This is a genomic window from Collinsella sp. AF08-23 (assembly GCF_003479805.1).
In the GTDB taxonomy this organism is placed as follows: Bacteria; Actinomycetota; Coriobacteriia; order Coriobacteriales; family Coriobacteriaceae; genus Collinsella.
Genome location: NZ_QUHV01000003.1, coordinates 19,865 through 38,322 on the forward strand (window position 1 = coordinate 19,865; position 18,458 = coordinate 38,322).

Below are 18,458 nucleotides of genomic sequence, written 5' to 3' on the forward strand. Positions count from 1 at the left end.
CCGCACGAGGCGTTACACTTAGGAACATGAGAAGAATTGGAGACATACACGTATTTGAGGACGATGCGTTTCTTCGCTTCATGCGCAGGGCGTCGGGCTTTACGGTGCTGGCGGGTATCGCCGCTGCTGTGGTCTGGGGCCTCGGCATGAGCGCCCTGCACCGCGTCCTGGGTGCTCCCGTGGTGCCTTTCGAGCTCGGTGCCATGTTCGGTGCCTGGGGCAATGGCGTCTTGGGGGTGGAAGGCGGGCAGAAGTTCCAGTTGTGGTGGTGGATCCTGCTCGTATTGGTTCCCCTTGCCTCCCTTGGTCTGCACGAGCTTGTGCACGCGTTCTTTTTCAGCCAATTTGCTCCACCCGGTTCTCGGGTGACCTTTGGGTCCAACTGGGAGATGGGCATGATTTACGCGAGTGCCGAAGGGATTATGTATACGCGAGACCAATACCTGGTGATCGCGCTTGCCCCGAGCATCGTCGTTTCTCTGCTGCTTATGGTCTTGGGCATGGGGCTCAGATGGCCCTTGTGGACCGTCATTGTGGTGACGGTACATTTGACAGGCTGCTCAGGCGACTGGGGCTATGTGCGTGCAATCAGGAACGATCCCGCCATCGCGTATTGCGAGGATACCTCGTACGGCGTCGCGTTCTATGGGATCGATCACGTTATTTCGCGCCCTACCTTGCACACGCGCGCGGAGGGCAGCGCCGGAGCAAGAGGAGTGGCCAGGGCAGACGAAGCTGCCGGGGTGGCCGGAGCTGCCGGAGCGGATGGGGTAGAGGCTGGCCGTTGTCCCGCTTCGCTTTCGGGAGATGACAGGGGCTTTACCGTTGTCGAGGGAGGACGCCGTTCATGACCGCCCTGCTATTGCATGCCTGCTGCGCCCCGTGCTCACTCGAGCCGGTTCGTTTGCTTGTGGAAGAGGGCTTTGAGCCCACCATCTGCTGGACGAACCCGAACATCCAGCCGCTGACCGAGCATGAGAAGCGGCTTGAGGAGCTGCGCCGCTGGGCTGCTGAGAACGGGTTGCCGCTTATCGAGGCCGGTGACGACCGCGCTCGCTGGGATGCATCGGTCGCGCGCCTGGGCGCCGATCGCGAGCGGCGCTGTCGCGCGTGCTACGCCCTGCGTCTCGCGGAGGCATGTCGGGTGGCCGAGCGCGAGGGCTTCTCGCATATCGCCACCACGCTCGCGGTGTCGCCGTACCAGCTATTCGACACCTGTAATGACGTGTTGGAGAAACTGTCGGCGGCACACGGCCTCACCCCGGTGATCCGCGATTTCCGCCCCTGGTACCCCCAGGCCACGCGGCGCTCCCGCGAATTGGGTATGTACAGGCAGAACTATTGCGGTTGCCGCTTCTCGGCCGCCGAGGCCGCCCTTGACCGCGCCCGCCTGCGCGATGAGCGAAAAGCGCAGAAGGCGCGCCGCGCCGCATCCCGGGGATAGGGCCCGCTGAGCTGCGCTATCATGGACGGCTGTTCGACAACTCGACTGCTCGGCCTTGGCCACGCGGCGCTCATATGAAAGGCGACTCCATGCGCACCGATGATTTCGATTACAACCTCCCCGACGAGCTGATCGCCCAGGCCCCCGCCGAGCCGCGCGACTCCTGTCGTCTGCTGGTGCTCAACCGCGAGCTCGAGGGCGGTGCGCCTCGCGCGGGCGATGCCGTGGCGCTCGAGCACGGCGGCTCCGTGGAGCATCGGCACTTCTACGACATCCTCGATTACCTGGAGCCCGGGGACCTGCTGGTGGCCAACCAGACGCGCGTCATGCCGGCGCGCCTGATCGGCAAGAAGCCCACGGGTGGTGTGGCCGAGACGCTGCTGCTTCGTCGCCGCGAGGACATCGATCCGCTCGGTCATGTGTGGGAGTGCCTGGTGAACCCCGGCAAGCGCCTCAAGCCGGGCAACGTGGTGGAGTACCGTGCCGGTGGCCTGCTCGCCCCCGAGGGCTCACCCGTGGTGCTCAAAGCCGAGATCATCGATTTCGTGGACGACTCCAAGGGCGGGCGCCTGGTGCGTTTCGAGCCCGTGGGCGTGAACGAGCAGGGGGTTGAGCGCACGCTGGATGAGGCGATTCACGCCGCGGGCCACGTGCCGCTGCCGCCCTACATCACCAGCTATGAGGGAGATCCCGAGAAGTACCAGACCGTGTACGCCATGAGCGAGGAGCATTCCGCCGCCGCGCCCACCGCGGGCCTGCATTTCACCCCGGAGCTCATCCAGCGCATCAAGGATAAGGGCTGCGGTTGGGCGGCCGTCGAGCTCGAGGTGGGCATCGACACGTTCCGCCTGGTGGAGGAGGACGATCCCACCGAGCACGTCATGCACACCGAGCGCTACCACGTGCCCGCCGAGGTCGTGGAGGCCGTGCACGCCACCAAGGCCGCCGGTCACCGTGTGATCGCCGTGGGTACCACCGCGGTGCGCTCGCTCGAGAGCGCGTGGGACGCCGCCGCGCCCTCGAGCGCCCCCGCCGTCACGGCACGCGGCTTCGAGGGCCGCGCGGACGGCGCCGACGTGTGCGGCGAGGGCGACATCACGGTGCGCGAGGACGCCACCACCAATCTGTACCTCATGCCGGGCTCGACGTTCCACGTTGTGGATGCGCTTATCACGAACTTCCACGTGCCGCGTTCCACGCTCATGATGCTCGTCTCGGCCCTCGCCACGCGCGATCAGGTCATAGATGCCTACGAGGAGGCCGTGCGGGAGGAGTACCGCTTCTTCAGCTTCGGCGATGCGATGCTCATCGAGTAATCTGCTTGAGGCACAGTTCTGTATGCCGTCTACGGATAAAAAGCTACCGTTTGCGGTTGAGTGGCCTCATTCATGAAAGACCAATGGTCGTCGGGGCATAAGCAGGTTGTACTAAAAGAGTCGCAACGTTACCGCGACCGAGACGGGAGGTGTGTCCGATGGGTTTTGAAGATATAGCAGCTTTCGGGCCCGCCGCTTGCGACACCGAGATCGGTTAGATGTGAAAAGCGAGCGTTCGCGCCGTTCTTTAGTTCCACCGGTTGGTTGGCAAGACGATCGATGAGGGAACGCGTCGGCGGGCTCGATGAATCGGATAGCCCCGTCCCAACGGTAAGAGATAGCGGGTGAGTCCACCGTAGGATTTGTAAAGGCGGCGGCATCGCGAGGAGCGGTGTCGTCGCCTTTTGTTGTGCCAGAAGACGATGCATGCGATAGGCCGGCATCGAATTTGGGTAGGTACGGGTAGAGATTAATCCGAGCGCTCTTGTGTCATTTTCCGAGCGCTCCCTTTGATTGGAGCCCCATGAACGAGCCCCTCATGACGAACCTGCGAAATTCCGACCCCACCATCGCCCAGGCCCTGGCGGGAGAGCTCACGCGTCAGCGCGGCACCATCGAGCTGATCGCGTCCGAGAACTTCACGAGCCCCGCCGTGCTCGAGGCCGTGGGCAGCGTGCTCACCAACAAATATGCCGAGGGCTATCCGGCGCATCGCTACTACGGCGGGTGCGAGCAGGTCGATGTGGTCGAGGACCTGGCCCGTGAACGCGCCTGCGCCCTGTTCGGCTGCAAATTTGCCAACGTGCAGCCCCATTGCGGCGCCAACGCGAATCTCGCCGCATACGCCGCCCTCGTCGAGCCGGGCGACACGATCTTGGGCATGAGCCTCGACCAGGGCGGGCATCTTACGCACGGCAGCCCGGTCAACTTCTCGGGCAAGCTGTACAACTTCGTGCCGTACGGCCTGGACCTTAAGACGGAGACCATCGATTACGAGGAGCTGGAGCGCTTGGCCGAGCGCGAGCGCCCCGCGCTCATCGTCGCGGGCGCCTCGGCGTATCCGCGCGTGATCGATTTCGAGCGCATGGCCGCGATCGCCCATGGCGTGGGCGCGCGCCTCATGGTGGACATGGCCCATATCGCCGGCCTGGTGGCGACCGGCGCCCATCCCTCGCCGTTCCCGCATGCGGACGTCGTGACCTCCACGAGTCATAAGACCCTGCGCGGTCCGCGCGGCGGGTTCATCCTCACCAACGACGAGAAGCTCGCCCGCGCCATCGACAAGGCGGTGTTCCCCGGCACGCAGGGAGGCCCACTCATGCATGTCATCGCGGGAAAGGCCGTGGCGTTTGGCGAGGCGCTGCGCCCCGAGTTCTCAGCCTACATCGATCATGTGGTGGAGAATGCCGCCGCGCTGGGCGAGGGCATGGTCGAGGGCGGCCTGCGCCTCGTGTCCGGAGGAACCGACAACCATCTGTGCCTGGTTGACCTCACGCCTGCGGGCATCTCGGGCAAGGAGGCCGAGACGCTGCTCGATGCGGTCGGCCTCACGGTGAACAAGAACTCGATCCCGGGGGAGACGCGCTCGCCGTTCGTGACGAGCGGAATTCGCGTGGGCTCCGCCGCCGCAACCACCCGCGGCTTCACGGCCGAGGAGTTTCGCGAGATCGGCGGCCTGGTCGCGCGCGTGGTGTTCTCCCCGCAGGATGCGCGCGAGCGCATGTGCGTGCGTAAGCGCGTTGAGACCCTGCTGGAGGTGCACCCGCTGTATCCGGGAATGGCGTAGCGCGAGTATGACGATTCTCGTCTGTCAAGGAAAAATCTGTTGACGTTGTCATTTTGCCGGCTGTATGGTTGATTGCATGTTCAATCACTGCCGACATATCTTCTGGCTCGTCGTTCGCCGCGACCTCCACGCGTTCAGTGGGGAGCGGACGTTGGCGGGTGCCAGCCGCACTATGAGGTCGTGCTCGCTGATCTGATGGGCGCGCCGGTGATTCCGGCTGGCGGGGGCACAGCGCCCCGTCGCAGGGAGGGCGCATCGCCCTCCCGATCTCTATAGCTTCACTGCAATCGAATACCGGCATCGACCCCGTTTCCAGCATGTATGGCACGGGTGCGATGCCATGTGTCCCGCATGCACATGCGGGGGAGAGGAGTGCGCGCATATGTCACATGCCGCATCCAAGCCGCGCGTCGATAAAGACGCGGTTGTCATCGTCGGGGTCATCACGCTCGGCGCGTTCGTCTCGCTGTTCAACCAGACCGTCATGGCGCCCGCGCTGCCGGCGCTCATGCGCGAGTTCGGGGTGACCGCCGGTGCCGCCCAGTGGGTCACGACCATCTACATGCTCGTCTCGGGCATCATGGTGCCGATCTCGGGCTACTTCATGGACAAGTACCCCACCCGCAAGCTCTTCTTCCTCTCGATGGGGCTGTTCGTGGCGGGTACGGTGATGTGCGCCCTGTGCCCCAGCTACCTGCTGCTCATCGCCGGCCGCGTCCTGCAGGCCGCCGGCGCCGGCATCCTCATGCCGCTCGTGGGCACCGTGCCCCTGCTCGTGTTCCCCGTCGAGCTGCGCGGCACCGCCATGGGTGTCGCCGGCATCGTGATGGCGGCCGGCCCGGCCGTGGGCCCGGTGCTGGGAGGCCTGGTCATCGACGCCTGGGGCTGGAGGCCCATGTTCCTCATCATCGCCGCCCTCGCCGGCGCGATCCTGCTGCTCGGCATCCCGCTCATGAGGAACGTCGGCGCCCTCAAGAACCCGCGCCTCGACATCGCCTCCGTCGTGATGTCCACGATCGCCTTCGGCGGCCTGCTCCTCGGCTTCTCCAGCGCCTCCGATGCCGGCTGGATGAGCCCCATGGTGATCGTTCCCGCCGTCATCGGCCTGATCGCCCTCGTCCTGTTCATTCGCAGGCAGCTGTCCCTCGAGGTGCCCATGCTCGAGTTGCGCTGCCTCAAGACGCGCAACTTCCTCGTCGCCGCGCTCATGGTCACGCTCATCAATGCCGCGGTCGCCGGCACCAACGTGATCTTGCCGCTGCTTGTCCAAAACGGCATGGGCGCCTCCGCGACCACGACGGGCATGGTCATGCTTCCCGCCTCGATCGCGGGCATCATCCTGTCGCCCATCTCGGGCATGCTGTTCGACCGCATGGGGCCGCGCCTGGTCACGGTGGGCGGTATGGCGGTCATCGTCGGCTCTCTGCTCGGGTTCGGCGTGATGGGCACCGGCCTGACGGTCGTCATGGCCGCCACCTTGTGCGCCCTGCAGGCGTGTGGCCAGGGCCTCGCCAACATGCCGGTGAACACCTGGGGCGTCAACGCGCTGCCCGATGAGCTCATCGCGCACGGCAACGCCATCGCCAACACGGGGCGCCAGGTCTTCGGCGCGATCTCGACCGCGCTGCTGGTCACCGTGATGTCGTCCGTTCAGGCCAATGCCCTGGCCGGTGGCGCGAGCACAGCGGCGGCGACGGTCGCCGGCGCGGGCGCGGCGTACTTCGGCTGCGCGGCGATCGCCCTCGTGGGCCTGGTCATAGCCGTGCTCTTCGTGCGCGAGAATAAGCGCGGGACCGCTGCCCCGGCGCGCGTGAACAAGGTCAAGTAGGGCTGAATCGGCCAGGCTTGTCGCAAAGAATAAGGGCCCGTTCCTGCGAACGGGCCCTTTCTCATGCCGATCGGCGCTTTGGTTTGCGCGCTTCGATGGTGGGTCGGCGGCCATCGGGGACCGCGCTAATCCCGTTTGACGCTCATCGCGCGCATGGCGTTGAGGATGGCGATCACCGCGACGCCCACGTCGCCGAAGACCGCGAGCCACATGTTCGCGATGCCGACGGCAGCCAACGCGAGGATGAGCACCTTGACGCCGATGGCGAACACGATGTTCTGATGCACGATGCGCATGGTCTTGCGCGCCACGCGGATGGCGCGGGCGATGTTGCTCGGCTTGTCGTCCATGAGGACGATGTCCGCGGCCTCGATGGCGGCGTCCGAGCCCATGGCGCCCATGGCGATGCCCACGTCGGCACGGGTGAGCACCGGGGCGTCGTTGATGCCGTCGCCCACGAAGGCGAGGTTGCCGCGAGCGGTTTCGAGGATGCGCTCGACCTGCTCGACCTTGTCGCCGGGGAGCAGCTGGGCGTGATACTCGTCAAGGCCGAGCTGCTTCGCCACGGCGTGCGCCACCTCGTCGCGGTCGCCGGTGAGCATGATGCAGCGCTCGACGCCCGCAGCGTGCAGGTCGGAGATGGCCTGCTCGGCGTCATCCTTCACGACGTCGGCGATGACGATGTGCCCGGCGTACGAGCCGTCGATGGCGACATGCAGGATGGTGCCGGTGATCTTGCAGTCGTTCCAGCTCACATCATGGGCGGCCATGAGCTTGTCGTTGCCCACGAGCACCTCGCGACCATCGATGGTGGCCGCGACGCCGTGGCCCGATTCCTCGGCCGCCTGCTCGACGCGCCCCTGTTCGATGACGCCGTCATAGGCTTCCTTGATGGAAACGGCGATGGGGTGGTCGGAGAACGCCTCTGCGTGCGCCGCCATGGACAGCATGTAGTCGGGGTCGACCCCGCCCTCGGCGTGGATCGCGACCACGTTGAAGGTGCCGTTGGTGAGGGTGCCGGTCTTGTCGAACACGACGGTGTCGACCTCGGACAGCGCCTCGAGGTAGTTGGAGCCCTTGACGAGGATGCCGAGTTTGGATGCCCCGCCGATGCCGCCGAAGAACGACAGCGGCACCGAGATCACGAGTGCGCACGGGCAGCTCACCACGAGGAAGGTGAGACCGCGCAGGATCCAATCGGGCCATGCGCCCATGCCCAGCAGCGGCGGGATCACGGCGATGCCGAGCGCCGCGAAGGTGACGATGGGCGTGTAGACGCGTGCGAAGCGCGTGATGAAGTTCTCGGTGTGCGCCTTCTTCTCGCTCGCGTTCTCCACGAGCTCGAGGATGCGGCTCACGGTCGAAGCGCCGAAGAGCTTGGTGGTGCGGACGCGCAGGACACCCGTCATGTTGATGCAGCCGGAGATGACCTCATCCCCCTCATCTGCCCGGCGCGGCACCGATTCGCCGGTGAGGGCGGCGGTGTCGAGTTGCGAGGCGCCGTCGACGACGATGCCGTCGATGGGCACGCGCTCGCCGGGCTTGATGACGATGATGTCGCCAATCTGAACCTCGTCGGGATCGACCTGCACGAGGGCGCCGTCGCGCTCGATGTTGGCGTAGTCGGGGGCGATGTCCATCATGGCGGCGATGGACTTGCGGCTCTTGCCCACGGCATAACTCTGGAACAGCTCGCCGACCTGGTAGAAGAGCATGACGGCCGCACCCTCCGCCATATGCGGCTCGGTGTCGGGGAAGAAGATCATGGCGAACGCGCCGATGGTCGCGACGGCCATGAGGAAGCTCTCGTCGAAGGCCTCGCCGCGGCGGATGTTGCGCCACGCCTTGAGAAGTACGTCGTGCCCGGCGATGAGGTAGGGGATGAGGTAGAGCGCGAAGCTCGCATACAGCGCGCCGGGCTCCCCGAAGATGCCCGCTAGCACGCCGAACTCGTCGAGCGCCATGACGGTGAAGAAGATGGCGAGCGCGAGGAGGATGCGCTTGAGCCACTTCTTTTGCTTCTTGTTCATGAATGGTCCAATCGATAGGGAGCGCCGGTCGTCGGCGGTCCACGGGTAGCTATGCGGGCTTGGCGGGGCGGTCGGCGACCGCGCGGTTCGCACGGTGCCGGCGGTGGGCGTCGCGCAGCGTGCGCGTCTTAGCGCAGGATCTCGCAGTCGGGCTCGACCTCCGCGGTGAGCTTGACCACGGACTCGAGGACGGCGTCGAAGTCCTCGTCGGCGGCCTCGAGCGTGAGCTTCTGGGTGAGGAAGTTGATCTTGGCGTCCTGCACGCCGTCGAGCTTCTTGATGGCCTCCTCGAGCTTGCCGGCGCACACGGCGCAGTCGATCTCGTCGAGCTTGAATACCTTACGCATGATGGGTTCCTTTCCGTTGGTTTGGAAAACTATCGAGAGCGCCCGGATGGGCGTTTACTCGCGGCTCCTCAATTGAGGGACTGCCCCCCCAATTGAGATGAGGGGCTACTCGCAGATGTGGGTGAGGCCCTGATCGAGGATGGTCAGGACGTGGTCGTCGGCGAGCGAGTAGTGGATGTTGCGGCCGTCGCGACGGAATTTGACCAGATGCGCCTGCTTGAGGATGCGCAGCTGATGTGAGACGGCCGATTGCGAGGCGCCGAGGCTCTCGGCGATCTCGTTGACGCTCTTCTCATCGTTCATGAGGGCGTAGAGGATCTTGATGCGCGTGGTGTCGCTGAAGACCTTGAAGAGGTCGGCGAGGTCGTAGAGCAGCTCTTCCTCGGGAAGGGACTCCGCGGCGTCGTCCAGAGCGCGCTCCGGGGTGCCGGCGTTCGGGCCGTGCTGGTTCTCGTGTGTATCCATGGCTCCTCCTTTCATATGAACACATGCTCATACATCAACTACAAATGATTATATGAACGTATGCTCATATGTCAAGGAAAAGTCTTGGAGCGGATGGCAGGTTTGCCGTTTGCCGGCAATTCGCTTCCCTTCGCCCTGTCACTTGCAAATAATTAATGACAAACATTAATAGTGGGGAATAACGTGGGCAGAACGAAAGGGTGTTCGAGATGGTTGGGAGATGGTGACGATGAAGGTTCCCGTCATGTTCGCGCAAGAAGTGCCGATCCATCGCGATGAGGCAGTTGGCGCGCTATCGACGTTCGCCCATCGGGCCGCATATGTGTGCGCGGGAGCGGCGGCGCTGTGCCTGGTGGCCGCCGTGCTCCTTGCCGTCTCCGCGCTGAACCGCTTTCCCGCCGCTGTGCCCGAGGTGTTGAGCTGGGTGTCCGTCGGGGAGGGGGCATCGTTCAACGGAGAGGTCGACCATCCCGTGTACGGGTATCTCGCCAAGGACCCGTATCGGGATGTCGCGGACGACGGCTCTGTGTCGACGGAATCGGATGACCGCTATCTTCTTTTTGACTGGGATAAATCGGTGCCCGCCGCCCAAGAGGCGGCTGACGTCCTTACGACGCTGATGGGGGCGTTCCTGCTGCTTCAGGGTGTGCGCTTCTTCCGTGATATCGAGCGCGAGGGAACCCCGTTCACCGCCGCGGCGGCGTGCCGCCTGAAGTCCGCAGGCCTTATCGCCGTTTTCGCCGTCGTGCTCTCCAATGGTGTGGGGTGGCTCATCTCGTCTTTGGCGCAGACGTTTTACCTGACCCCCGTAGGGATGTGGAAGATGGGTGTATGGGAGATCGGCGCGGAGGCGGGATGGATGCTCGCACTGGGCATGCTGCTCATCGCCGTGGGCATCGCTTTCGATTACGGTGCCGTCTTGCAGCGTCAAGACGACGAGCTCCTGTAAACGGATGGTGTGCGCATGATCGTGCTGCGATTGGACCGCATGCTCGCGGAACGCAAGGTGAGTGGAAAGGAGCTTGCCGAGCGCATCGGGTTGTCACCGGTTAACTTGTCGCGAATCAAGACGGGCAAGGTCAGCGCGGTGCGCTTCTCGACGCTCGAAGCCATGTGCCGCGCCCTTGATTGCCAGCCCGGCGATCTGCTGGAGTACATCCCCGATGACGAGGTTGAGGACCATTTGGGGCTACGCGGGCATGATTGACGGGCGCGGCGGCGCTTCTTCTAGAACGCGATGCCCAGCACGGAGGTGACGAACAGCGCGGCGGCGATGGCGCCGGCGAACGGCGCGATGCCGGGCACCACCAGGCCGTAGAGCCAGTTGTTATCGACCTTGCCGCGGATGGGCAGCAACTGGTAGGCGATGCGGGGGCCGAGGTCGCGCGCCTGGTTCATGGCGAAGCCCGTCACGCCTCCGAGCCCCATGCCCACGGCCCAAACAAGCAGGCCCACGCCGATGCCCAGCGCGAGCAGGTCGTCGCCCGCATGGGCCGCGATGCACAGGATGCCGGTGAGGAACACGAAGGTGTCGAACGCCTCGATGCAGAAATTACGCACCAGGTTGTAGGACTCGGGCGTGGGGTTGGTCGAGAAGATGTTGCGGATGGCGACGCCATCGACCTCGCCTTCGGAGGCGCGGAAGTCATCTGCGTAGATAAGCCATGCGATGCATGCGCCTGCAACGCCGCCCAGCATCTCGGCGATGGCGAAAGGCACCACGCTGTTCCAGGGGATGAGGCCAACGATTGCCTGGCAAAGGGCCATGGCGGGGTTCATGCACACGCCGCCAAAGATGAACAGGCACACGCTGATGCCAAACGACCAAGTGGTGATCGCGAACATGTGGCCGGAGTCGCGGTACTTACTGCCCTTGAGCGTGATGTCGCAATGGACGCCGACGCCGAAGACGATCATGAGGGCGGTTGAGGCGAACTCGGCGAGGATGGGGGTGATCATGTGGTTCCTTTCGATGGTCGTTTCGTCTGAGGCGATCGTTGCCGCCGTGTGTCGTGCTGGTCTGTCGGCGGCGGCGATCTTATTTGGCGGGCCGAGTCGTCAGCGCTGAACGACAACGCCGAGCCCATCGGGGATGACGGCGAAGCGCGCGTTCGGCCCCTTGAGCTCGCGGGCCAGCTGCACGGCCTCGTCGACGGTGCTTGCGGGCGTCATGTGCATGGCTCGAATCATGTCGTGGTCGCATAGGTCGCTCACGAGGATGACCGGATGATGGGCGAGGATGCGCGCGAAGATTTGGGCGGTCCACTGGTCGGGCAGCGTCTGGTCCTTGGGACGGTCGATGCAGGAGCGTTCGAACGCAGCGGGGTCGTTTTCCGCGATGTTCTTGAAGAAGCCCTCTCCGCCGTGGCCGTCGGCGCATCCCGCGACCGCGATGATGACGCCGCCTTCGTCGAGTGTCGCCTCGGCGGCGGTCATACCCTTGACGGCCTGGTAGATGTTCTGGTCGAGCGGGTAGCCGCCGTTGGTGGTGATGGCAACGTCGCAGTCCACGGCGCGCACGCCGGCGAGCCCGCGTACAAAGTCGCAGCCCGCCTCGTGCGCCGCATGGATGTCACCCGCGAACGCCCCGATGACACGGTGCTCTCCGTCCAGAACGACGTTCAGGATGAAAGCGAGGCCCGCCATTTCGGCGGCGGCCATCATGTCGTCGTGCACGCGGTTGCCCTCGATGATGCCCGCTCGCGACCGCGGGTCGTGCACGAACTGCCCGTTGTGGTTGTACATGATGGTCTTGTAGGACGCCACGCCCGGCAGCACCGACTTGCGAGACCCCGAGAAGCCGGCGAAGAAATGTGGCTCGATGAAGCCCTCGGCGAGTAGCAGGTCGGCTTCGGCTGCGATACGGTTGATGATGCACTCGCCGCCGGAGGGCAGGGTCCCGATTGCGGCCATCGCCTCGTCGTCGGTGGCGACGTGCATCACGATCTCCTCTTCGGCGACGATGCGTTCGCCATACTTGTCCACGAGCTCCTCATGTGTGGATGCCCGGTGCATGCCGGTCGCCACGAGGATGCGCACGTGCGCCTCGGGTGCCGCCGCGTGGATGCGACGCAGCAGGATGGGCATCGTCACGCGTGAGGGAACCGGGCGCGTGTGATCGGAGCTGATGATCACGATGTCGCGTTTGCCCTGGCAGAGCTGCTCGAGTGTGGGCGAGTCGTAAGGGGTGTCGAGCGCCCGCTCGACGAGCTCCTCCTGCCCAGCGTCGGGCGTGAAGTCTCCCTGTTTGCCCGCGAGCACGCCGACGACGCTTTCATCCGGCAGGCTCAGATGCATCCGTCCTCGGTCATATGGCAAATCTATATCAAACATGTGTGCCCCTCTCTTGGTTGATTGCCGGTACGGACGAGGGGTAACTATGGTGGTGATGGCATCGGGGCGGTCTGACCTATGTTGTTACCATTTGGTACAGCTTCGGCTTCACAGTCCGATAGAGTTGCGATTTCCGGAGGTCAGGTATGGGAGGGGTGCGCGTGATCGAGAGATCTGACTATCTCGTCGACTTTTTGCGCGAGCGGGGATTTCACGAGATGCGCAAAGCTCGCCATGAGTATCTCTCGTACTACGGCTTCGATCAGGAGTACGTGTTCGTTCTTGTGGAGGGCGTGGTCAAGGCGAGTGTCACGCTGCGCGAGGGTACCCGGTTCAACATCTCCTACATCAAGGGTCCGAGCCCCGTTTCGCTTCTCCGCGACGAGGTGAGCAGCCATGCGAAATCCCCCTACAGCGTGCGCGTGGAATCTCCCGAGGCGACCTACATGGCGGTTCCCCGCGTGAGGTTCTGGGAGTTCGTGAATGAGGATTCTCGCCTGCTGGGCTATGTGAAGGACTATTACCGCGCGAGCCTGGAGGAGAGCCTCTATCGCATGCGTTATCTGACGATGAATGGGAAGGTCGGCGCCGTGGGAGGGTTCTTGTACGACCTGAACGAGCGCTTCGGCGTGCCCTGCGACGAGGGGAGCGTGATCGCCCTCGATGTCACAAACGAGGACATCGCGCAGTTCTGCGGGGCCTCGTCGCGCACGAGCGTGAACCGCATCCTGCGCGGTTTCAGGGAGCAGGGCGTCATTTCGACGAGCGGGCACGATGGCCGCATCGTCATCCACGACGCGTCCATGCTGGAGCGTTATGTGATGGACTGACCCAGGTCGGGTGTACATGGGTTCGCCGGGCGCCTGCGAGTCGGCCCGCGCGAGGGCGAATTCATTTCTGCTGGCTGTCGCCAGCGCGTTCTATCCGTTCGCCAGGGCGATAAACGAATCGAGCGAATACTCTCCGGAGATGCGCACGCGCGGCAGCGCGGTGATGTCGTCGCCCACGTGAGCCCACGAGTTTTGCATGGTGAAGGCGCAGAGGATGCCGGCGTCTCGCACGGCCGCGCGGCCGTCGTCGGTGACGTCGCCGAAGGGATAGGCGAAGGCCTGGGTCCCGCCCGCGATTTCCTGGGCGTGCTTGAGATCCGCCGCGATGTCAGCGCGGCTCATGGCGCTGATGATGCCGCCGTGCCCCACGTTGCCGCCGGGCTTGTGCATCCCAAAGGAGTGGGACTCGAAGGCGATGTAGGGGCTGCGATGAAGTCGCCGTTGAGGTCCGCCGGCGGGTTTGCGGGGTCATAGACGTAGTGGTACATGAGGATAGGCGCGCCGCCCTGCATGGTTTCCATCGACTCGACAACATGTACGGTGCGCACTGCCTTTGCGGTATGACCAGACGAGTCCGACACGCGATAGCTCACTTTGTACGTGCCGGGTTTGGAGGTGTCGACCTTGCCCGAGATTTTAATCTTGGCGTTGAGCAGGCCGTCGGCGGGCTCGGCGGCATGGGCATCCGCCTCGAGGTATTCTTCTCCCTTGAGCACATAGGTTTCTTTGGATCCGTTGAGGCCGATGACAATCTCGCCGCCGCCAGCCGTGCTGTCTTCTATGATGGGCGTCATGGCGTCGAGTGTAACGCGAAAACGCTCCAAGAATAGGAGCGTTTTCTGAGAGTCGTCTTATGAAATTGTCATGCATCCGTTGGTGGCGGAGCTTTTTCGTACTGACTTTGAGAAACCCGGAGTTTGGAAGGTCTTGAGAGCAGCAAAACCGCAGGTTGCGGCAAGGCGCAAAGAGCGCGTACTCGGCAAATCGGGAAAACAGTACGAAAAAGCTCGACCCTTCAGCGGGGTCACCGCCCCGACGCAGTACGACCCTACTTGAGGAACATGTTCTTGAGGTTAAATTCCGCCTGCACAGTGCGCAGCATGAGGTCGGTGTCGTCGAGGCCCAGGTGCAGCTCGTTCTCGTCCGCGGCGAGCGTCCCGCGGCGACGCGCCCAGTTCTGAAGGCTCGCCGGGGCGCTCTCGCGGGGCAGGGTGCGGACCTCGCCGTCGATGGAGCGGCAGATGTGGCGCGAGTCGATGACGATGATCTTGCCCGCGCGCCGGGCCTCAGCGTACCCGGGGAGGTGCAGCATGAACCAGCTATCCTCGAAGGCCGCGTTATGGGCCATGATGGGATAGCGCTTCATGAGGCGGAGCAGCTCCTTCTGCAGCTTCGTATCGGAGCGGAACGGGGTCTTGCCCTCGAGGTCGCTCCACTGGATGTGGTGGATGTCGGCCAGCGGCACGCCGGTCTCGCGGTACATCTCGGGGATGCCGCAGTAGAAGGCCTGCGGGTCGTGCGGGACCGCGTCGCTCTTCAGGTCCATGAGCTCCCAGCCCACGTTGATGATGTAGCCGCGCTCCGGCGCGCGGCCGGTGGTCTCGATGTCGATGCCCAGCACGGTGCCCTTGATGGGCTTGCGGACGTAGGCGACGGAGTAGGCGTCGCGGTCGCCGCGGACCTCGCGGGCGACGCCGGCGGCGGTGCGGCCCTGCATCTTGGCGATGCCGGCGCACAGGTCTGCGTCAGTGAGGTTGCGGGCGAGCAGGGGGCTGGAGAGGTTGCGCAGGCGCGTCTCGCCGATCTGGTCGCACAGCTCGCGGTTCTGGTCGGCGAGGGTGAGGATGACGTCGAAGCCGAATCCGGGCTCGTCGTTCGCGCGCCACTCGTCGAGCAGCGCCTTCATGGCCTCCTCGCCGCGCTGGCGCTCGGACTCCATGGCATCGTAGTCGCCGTAGATGAACATGGGGATGAAGGGCTGCATCGAGTACTCGAGGGCTTGCTGGACGTTCATATGGTTCGTGCTCCTATCGTGGTGCGCCGCGCTCCGTGCGCGAGGCCGTGACGCCTGCGGCGGGCCCGCGGGGAATGCGCGGCGGTCGAAGTTTCCGCTCAAGAGTATAGAGGGTCATCGAAGGGTCGAAGTGTTTAGGGTGTGAAACTTTTAAGCCGGCGGATTGCCGGTGCCAAGCCGGCGGATTGCCGGTGCCGCGCGTGCCCGGTTGCCCGCGGCGCCTTGTCGCTCGCCCGCCGATCTCACGGGGCCGCGTGGTCGGGTCTTCGGAGGGGCTCAGCGGCGTCCGTGCGCCGGCGGTACAATCGAGGGGTAGGCACCCACAAGCTGTCGAAGAAAAGGAGGCTGCAGATGGCTAAGTTGGATGGTAAGGTCGCTCTCATCACCGGCGCCGCCGCCGGCCTGGGCGAGGGAATCGCCATGGCCTATGCCAAGTACGGCGCAAAGCTCATCATGGTCGACCTGTCCCCCTCGGTGGAGGAGACCGCCGCGAAGCTCCGCGAGGAGTACGGCTCCGAGATCATTACCGTGGTGGCAAACGTGGCCGACCGAGCCCAGATGGACGAGGCCGCCGCGAAGGGCATCGAGACCTTCGGCGAGATCAACGTCGCCTGCTGCAACGCGGGCGTGTGCCGCCTCGCCCCGTTCGAGGAGATGGACGACGCCACGCGCGACTTCCACATCGACGTGAACATCAAGGGCGTGTGGAACACCTGCAAGGCCGTGGTGCCCTACATGCTCAAGCAGGGCGGAGGCAACATCGTGATCGCGTCCTCCGTCACGGGCGACATCGTGGCGGACGCCGGCGAGGCCGCCTACGCTATGACCAAGGCCGCGCTCGTGGGTCTCACCAAGTGCCTGGCGGTGGAGTACGCCGATCGCAATATCCGCGTGAACTGCTCCCAGCTGGGCTACGCCCGCACCCCGATGGTCGAGAAGATGGCGCTCGAGTCCAACCCCGACGACCCCGAGTCCGCCATCGCCGACATCGCCGTGGGCGTGCCTATGAAGCGCCTGGCCAACCCCATCGAGGTGGGCGAGCTCTTCGCGTTCCTCGGCAGCGATGAATCCAGCTACCTCACCGGCTCGCAGATCGTCATCGACGGCGGCAGCACCCTGCCCGAGACGATGTCCATCGGCACCAACTAGTGCCTAGCGGCTGAGCGGCGAACCACCGAGTGCAACTGTCGCCCGACTGCGCGGCGCTGCGGTCGGGCAGATTTTTTATGGTTGTGAAATGCTGTCTGTCGTCATGAGTTATCCAAGGGAAACTATTAGTATACTGGTTCACTCGCGTATCGCGTGTTTGCCAGGTGGCGCACGGGGTATGTAAACAGCTACCCTCGGGGCGTCGGGTCCCGTTGGATGTTCCCGTTGAGGAGAGTCGTTCGTGGATCTGCTGCTGCATTTCTTTGAGCATGCGCTCGAGGACACCCTCGCGCTCGTGCCGTTCCTGTTTGTGACCTACATCGCGCTCGAAGCGCTCGAACATGCCGCGGGTGCCCGCGCGAACGCGGTTGTGCGCCGAGCGGGCGCTGCCGGACCGGTTGTCGGCGCACTGCTGGGCGTGGTCCCGCAGTGTGGCTTCTCGGCCATGGCGGCTACACTCTACGCTGGACGCGTGGTGACGCTCGGTACGCTCGTGGCGGTGTTTCTCTCCACGTCCGACGAGATGCTGCCCATGTTGGTTGCCGAGCAGGTCGAGGCGGGTTTGCTGTTTCGCGTGCTGGGGCTGAAGGTTCTGGTCGCGCTCATCACGGGCGTGGTGGCGGACCTCGCCATCCGCGCGCTGCGCAGGAATGCTCGCGTGCACGCGTTCTTGCGTCGCACGGTGCTCTCCGTTCGCCGCGATGGCATGGAGGCCGATGTGGTGGATCAGATGGCCGAGGGCGGGGAGACCGCCGAGCACATCTGCTGTCTGTGCGAACAGGACCATTGTGGCTGCGGGCATCGTCACGTGCATACGCATGGGGGCGAGCACGGCCACGAGCACGGTCATGACCACGGTCACGAGCACGCCGACGGACATGTTTCGGGTTGTGACCATGATCACGGCCACGGTCATGACCATGGTCATGCCGGTGGACGCTTCGGAATCGTCGGGTCAATCGTGATGAGCGCCGTCTCGCACACCGTGCAGGTGAGCCTCTTCATCTTCCTGGTAACGTTCGCGCTGGTGCTCGTCCTGGAAACGGTGGGTGAGGACGCTTTGGCCGCGTTCCTTTCGGGCAATCGGCTGCTCGCGGTATTCGCCTCCGCGCTGGTGGGCCTGGTGCCCAACTGCTCGGCGAGCGTGGTGATCACGCAGCTCTACCTGGAGGGCGTGCTGGGCTTCGCGCCCCTCATGGCCGGCCTGCTCGCGTCCGCCGGCGTTGGGTACCTCGTGCTGTTCCGCACCAATCGCCATCCGCGCGAGAATACCGTGATCGTGGCCGGGCTGTTCTTGGTCGCATGCGTTTGGGGCCTGGTGTTCGCAGCGCTGGGGCTGTAGCGCGATTTAGTTGTCGAGCGCCTCGCGCAGGAGCTGGGCGAGGTTGCGCTGGAAACGCTCGCGGTCGTCGTCGGTGAAGGCGGCCGGCCCCTGCGTGCGCCCGCCCGCGCGGCGGACCTTCTTCTCCTCGTGACGGATGAACAGCTGCATGTCGATGGTCGCCTTGTTGTAGACATGGCCACGCACCCCGATGGCCGTGGCTCCGCGGCCGAGCACCATGCTCGCGAGGCCGATGTCCTGCGTTACGACCACGTCGCCGGGCTGCAGGCGCTCGATGATGGCGAAGTCCGCGCTGTCGGCGCCGCAGGAGACGTCGAGCGTTTCCGCCCAAAAGCCCGGATGCGAGGTGTCGCGCCCACGGGCGTGCTCGGCGTCGCGCGGGTCGTCGCGCCGTATGCGCCGAGCGAGGTTTTGCGTGGAGTTACCGGCGATCAGCACGGGGACGCGTGCCGAGCGCGCGCAGGCGAGGGCCTCACGGGTGACCGGGCACGCATCGGCGTCGATGATGAGGGTGGGCATGGAGGGTCCAGTTTCTCGAGGGTCATTCGGTTTATTCGAAGATTACGGTGCGTGG

Annotated in this window: 19 protein-coding genes; 10 read left to right on the top strand and 9 right to left on the bottom strand. The window is 64.6% G+C overall.

Annotation, left to right across the window (positions count from 1 at the left end; all coding sequences use genetic code 11):
- Positions 1 to 26 precede the first annotated feature (26 nt).
- The 5 genes from DWV48_RS02375 to DWV48_RS02395 all read left to right on the top strand — a co-directional run bounded on the left by DWV48_RS02375 (position 27) and on the right by DWV48_RS02395 (position 6,374).
- Positions 27 to 851 (top strand): DUF3267 domain-containing protein, encoded by an 825-nt coding sequence (locus tag DWV48_RS02375; protein WP_118653089.1) that lies wholly within the window; start codon positions 27 to 29, stop codon positions 849 to 851.
- Positions 848 to 1,444 carry an epoxyqueuosine reductase QueH gene (locus DWV48_RS02380; RefSeq protein WP_118653091.1) on the top strand — a complete coding sequence of 199 codons (597 nt, stop codon included), beginning with the start codon at positions 848 to 850 and terminating at the stop codon, positions 1,442 to 1,444. Before DWV48_RS02375 ends, DWV48_RS02380 begins: the two co-directional genes overlap by 4 nt.
- Before the next feature lie 89 nt (positions 1,445 to 1,533).
- Positions 1,534 to 2,760, top strand: a complete 1,227-nt coding sequence (gene queA / locus DWV48_RS02385; protein WP_118653093.1) for a tRNA preQ1(34) S-adenosylmethionine ribosyltransferase-isomerase QueA — start codon at positions 1,534 to 1,536, stop codon at positions 2,758 to 2,760.
- A gap of 523 nt (positions 2,761 to 3,283) precedes the next feature.
- Positions 3,284 to 4,546 carry a serine hydroxymethyltransferase gene (gene glyA, locus DWV48_RS02390; protein ID WP_304650847.1) on the top strand — a complete coding sequence of 421 codons (1,263 nt, stop codon included), beginning with the start codon at positions 3,284 to 3,286 and terminating at the stop codon, positions 4,544 to 4,546.
- 382 nt (positions 4,547 to 4,928) lie between these two features.
- The gene (locus DWV48_RS02395) at positions 4,929 to 6,374 is read left to right on the top strand and encodes an MDR family MFS transporter (protein ID WP_118653095.1); all 1,446 of its coding nucleotides are present in this window, start codon (positions 4,929 to 4,931) and stop codon (positions 6,372 to 6,374) included.
- Between the two features lie 125 nt (positions 6,375 to 6,499).
- Here DWV48_RS02395 and DWV48_RS02400 read toward each other — a convergent pair whose 3' ends face one another.
- From DWV48_RS02400 to DWV48_RS02410, 3 genes are all read right to left on the bottom strand, one after another.
- A complete protein-coding gene (locus tag DWV48_RS02400; protein ID WP_118653097.1) occupies positions 6,500 to 8,404 on the bottom strand; it encodes a heavy metal translocating P-type ATPase in 1,905 nt (634 codons plus the stop codon).
- Positions 8,405 to 8,532: 128 nt separating this feature from the next.
- Positions 8,533 to 8,751 carry a cation transporter gene (locus DWV48_RS02405; RefSeq protein WP_118653099.1) on the bottom strand — a complete coding sequence of 73 codons (219 nt, stop codon included), beginning with the start codon at positions 8,749 to 8,751 and terminating at the stop codon, positions 8,533 to 8,535.
- Between the two features lie 105 nt (positions 8,752 to 8,856).
- Positions 8,857 to 9,216, bottom strand: coding sequence for a metalloregulator ArsR/SmtB family transcription factor (locus DWV48_RS02410; RefSeq protein WP_199588854.1), 360 nt, complete (start codon positions 9,214 to 9,216; stop codon positions 8,857 to 8,859).
- Positions 9,217 to 9,436: 220 nt separating this feature from the next.
- On the opposite strand from DWV48_RS02410, the gene DWV48_RS02415 reads away from it, so the two are divergent.
- Both DWV48_RS02415 and DWV48_RS02420 read left to right on the top strand, forming a co-directional pair.
- The gene (locus tag DWV48_RS02415) at positions 9,437 to 10,165 is read left to right on the top strand and encodes a hypothetical protein (protein WP_118653103.1); all 729 of its coding nucleotides are present in this window, start codon (positions 9,437 to 9,439) and stop codon (positions 10,163 to 10,165) included.
- A gap of 15 nt (positions 10,166 to 10,180) precedes the next feature.
- On the top strand, positions 10,181 to 10,423 hold the full coding sequence (locus tag DWV48_RS02420; RefSeq protein ID WP_118653105.1) for a helix-turn-helix transcriptional regulator: 243 nt from the start codon (positions 10,181 to 10,183) through the stop codon (positions 10,421 to 10,423).
- A 20-nt stretch (positions 10,424 to 10,443) separates the two neighbouring features.
- Here DWV48_RS02420 and larD read toward each other — a convergent pair whose 3' ends face one another.
- Positions 10,444 to 11,175 carry a D/L-lactic acid transporter LarD gene (gene larD / locus DWV48_RS02425; protein WP_118653107.1) on the bottom strand — a complete coding sequence of 244 codons (732 nt, stop codon included), beginning with the start codon at positions 11,173 to 11,175 and terminating at the stop codon, positions 10,444 to 10,446.
- 99 nt (positions 11,176 to 11,274) lie between these two features.
- Complete coding sequence (gene larA, locus DWV48_RS02430) at positions 11,275 to 12,549, bottom strand: nickel-dependent lactate racemase (protein ID WP_118653109.1); 1,275 nt, start codon at positions 12,547 to 12,549, stop codon at positions 11,275 to 11,277.
- 161 nt (positions 12,550 to 12,710) lie between these two features.
- Here larA and DWV48_RS02435 point away from each other — a divergent pair, with 161 nt between their 5' ends.
- Positions 12,711 to 13,379, top strand: coding sequence for a Crp/Fnr family transcriptional regulator (locus DWV48_RS02435; protein ID WP_233546068.1), 669 nt, complete (start codon positions 12,711 to 12,713; stop codon positions 13,377 to 13,379).
- 90 nt (positions 13,380 to 13,469) lie between these two features.
- On the opposite strand, the gene DWV48_RS09260 is transcribed toward DWV48_RS02435, so the two are convergent.
- The 3 genes from DWV48_RS09260 to DWV48_RS02445 all read right to left on the bottom strand — a co-directional run bounded on the left by DWV48_RS09260 (position 13,470) and on the right by DWV48_RS02445 (position 15,393).
- Entirely contained in the window at positions 13,470 to 13,721 is a 252-nt protein-coding gene (locus tag DWV48_RS09260) for a hypothetical protein (protein ID WP_199588856.1), read from the bottom strand.
- Positions 13,718 to 14,203, bottom strand: coding sequence for a DUF5011 domain-containing protein (locus DWV48_RS09475; protein WP_317440196.1), 486 nt, complete (start codon positions 14,201 to 14,203; stop codon positions 13,718 to 13,720). The genes DWV48_RS09260 and DWV48_RS09475 overlap by 4 nt, the downstream gene beginning before the upstream one ends.
- 224 nt (positions 14,204 to 14,427) lie before the next feature.
- Positions 14,428 to 15,393 (bottom strand): 3'-5' exonuclease, encoded by a 966-nt coding sequence (locus DWV48_RS02445; RefSeq protein WP_118653111.1) that lies wholly within the window; start codon positions 15,391 to 15,393, stop codon positions 14,428 to 14,430.
- Between the two features lie 351 nt (positions 15,394 to 15,744).
- Here DWV48_RS02445 and ucpA point away from each other — a divergent pair, with 351 nt between their 5' ends.
- Positions 15,745 to 16,542 (top strand): SDR family oxidoreductase UcpA, encoded by a 798-nt coding sequence (gene ucpA, locus DWV48_RS02450; RefSeq protein ID WP_118653113.1) that lies wholly within the window; start codon positions 15,745 to 15,747, stop codon positions 16,540 to 16,542.
- 241 nt (positions 16,543 to 16,783) lie between these two features.
- Positions 16,784 to 17,884 carry a putative manganese transporter gene (locus DWV48_RS02455; RefSeq protein ID WP_118653115.1) on the top strand — a complete coding sequence of 367 codons (1,101 nt, stop codon included), beginning with the start codon at positions 16,784 to 16,786 and terminating at the stop codon, positions 17,882 to 17,884.
- 6 nt (positions 17,885 to 17,890) lie between these two features.
- Here DWV48_RS02455 and DWV48_RS02460 read toward each other — a convergent pair whose 3' ends face one another.
- Positions 17,891 to 18,403 (bottom strand): DUF188 domain-containing protein, encoded by a 513-nt coding sequence (locus DWV48_RS02460; protein ID WP_118653117.1) that lies wholly within the window; start codon positions 18,401 to 18,403, stop codon positions 17,891 to 17,893.
- Positions 18,404 to 18,458: the final 55 nt, after the last annotated feature.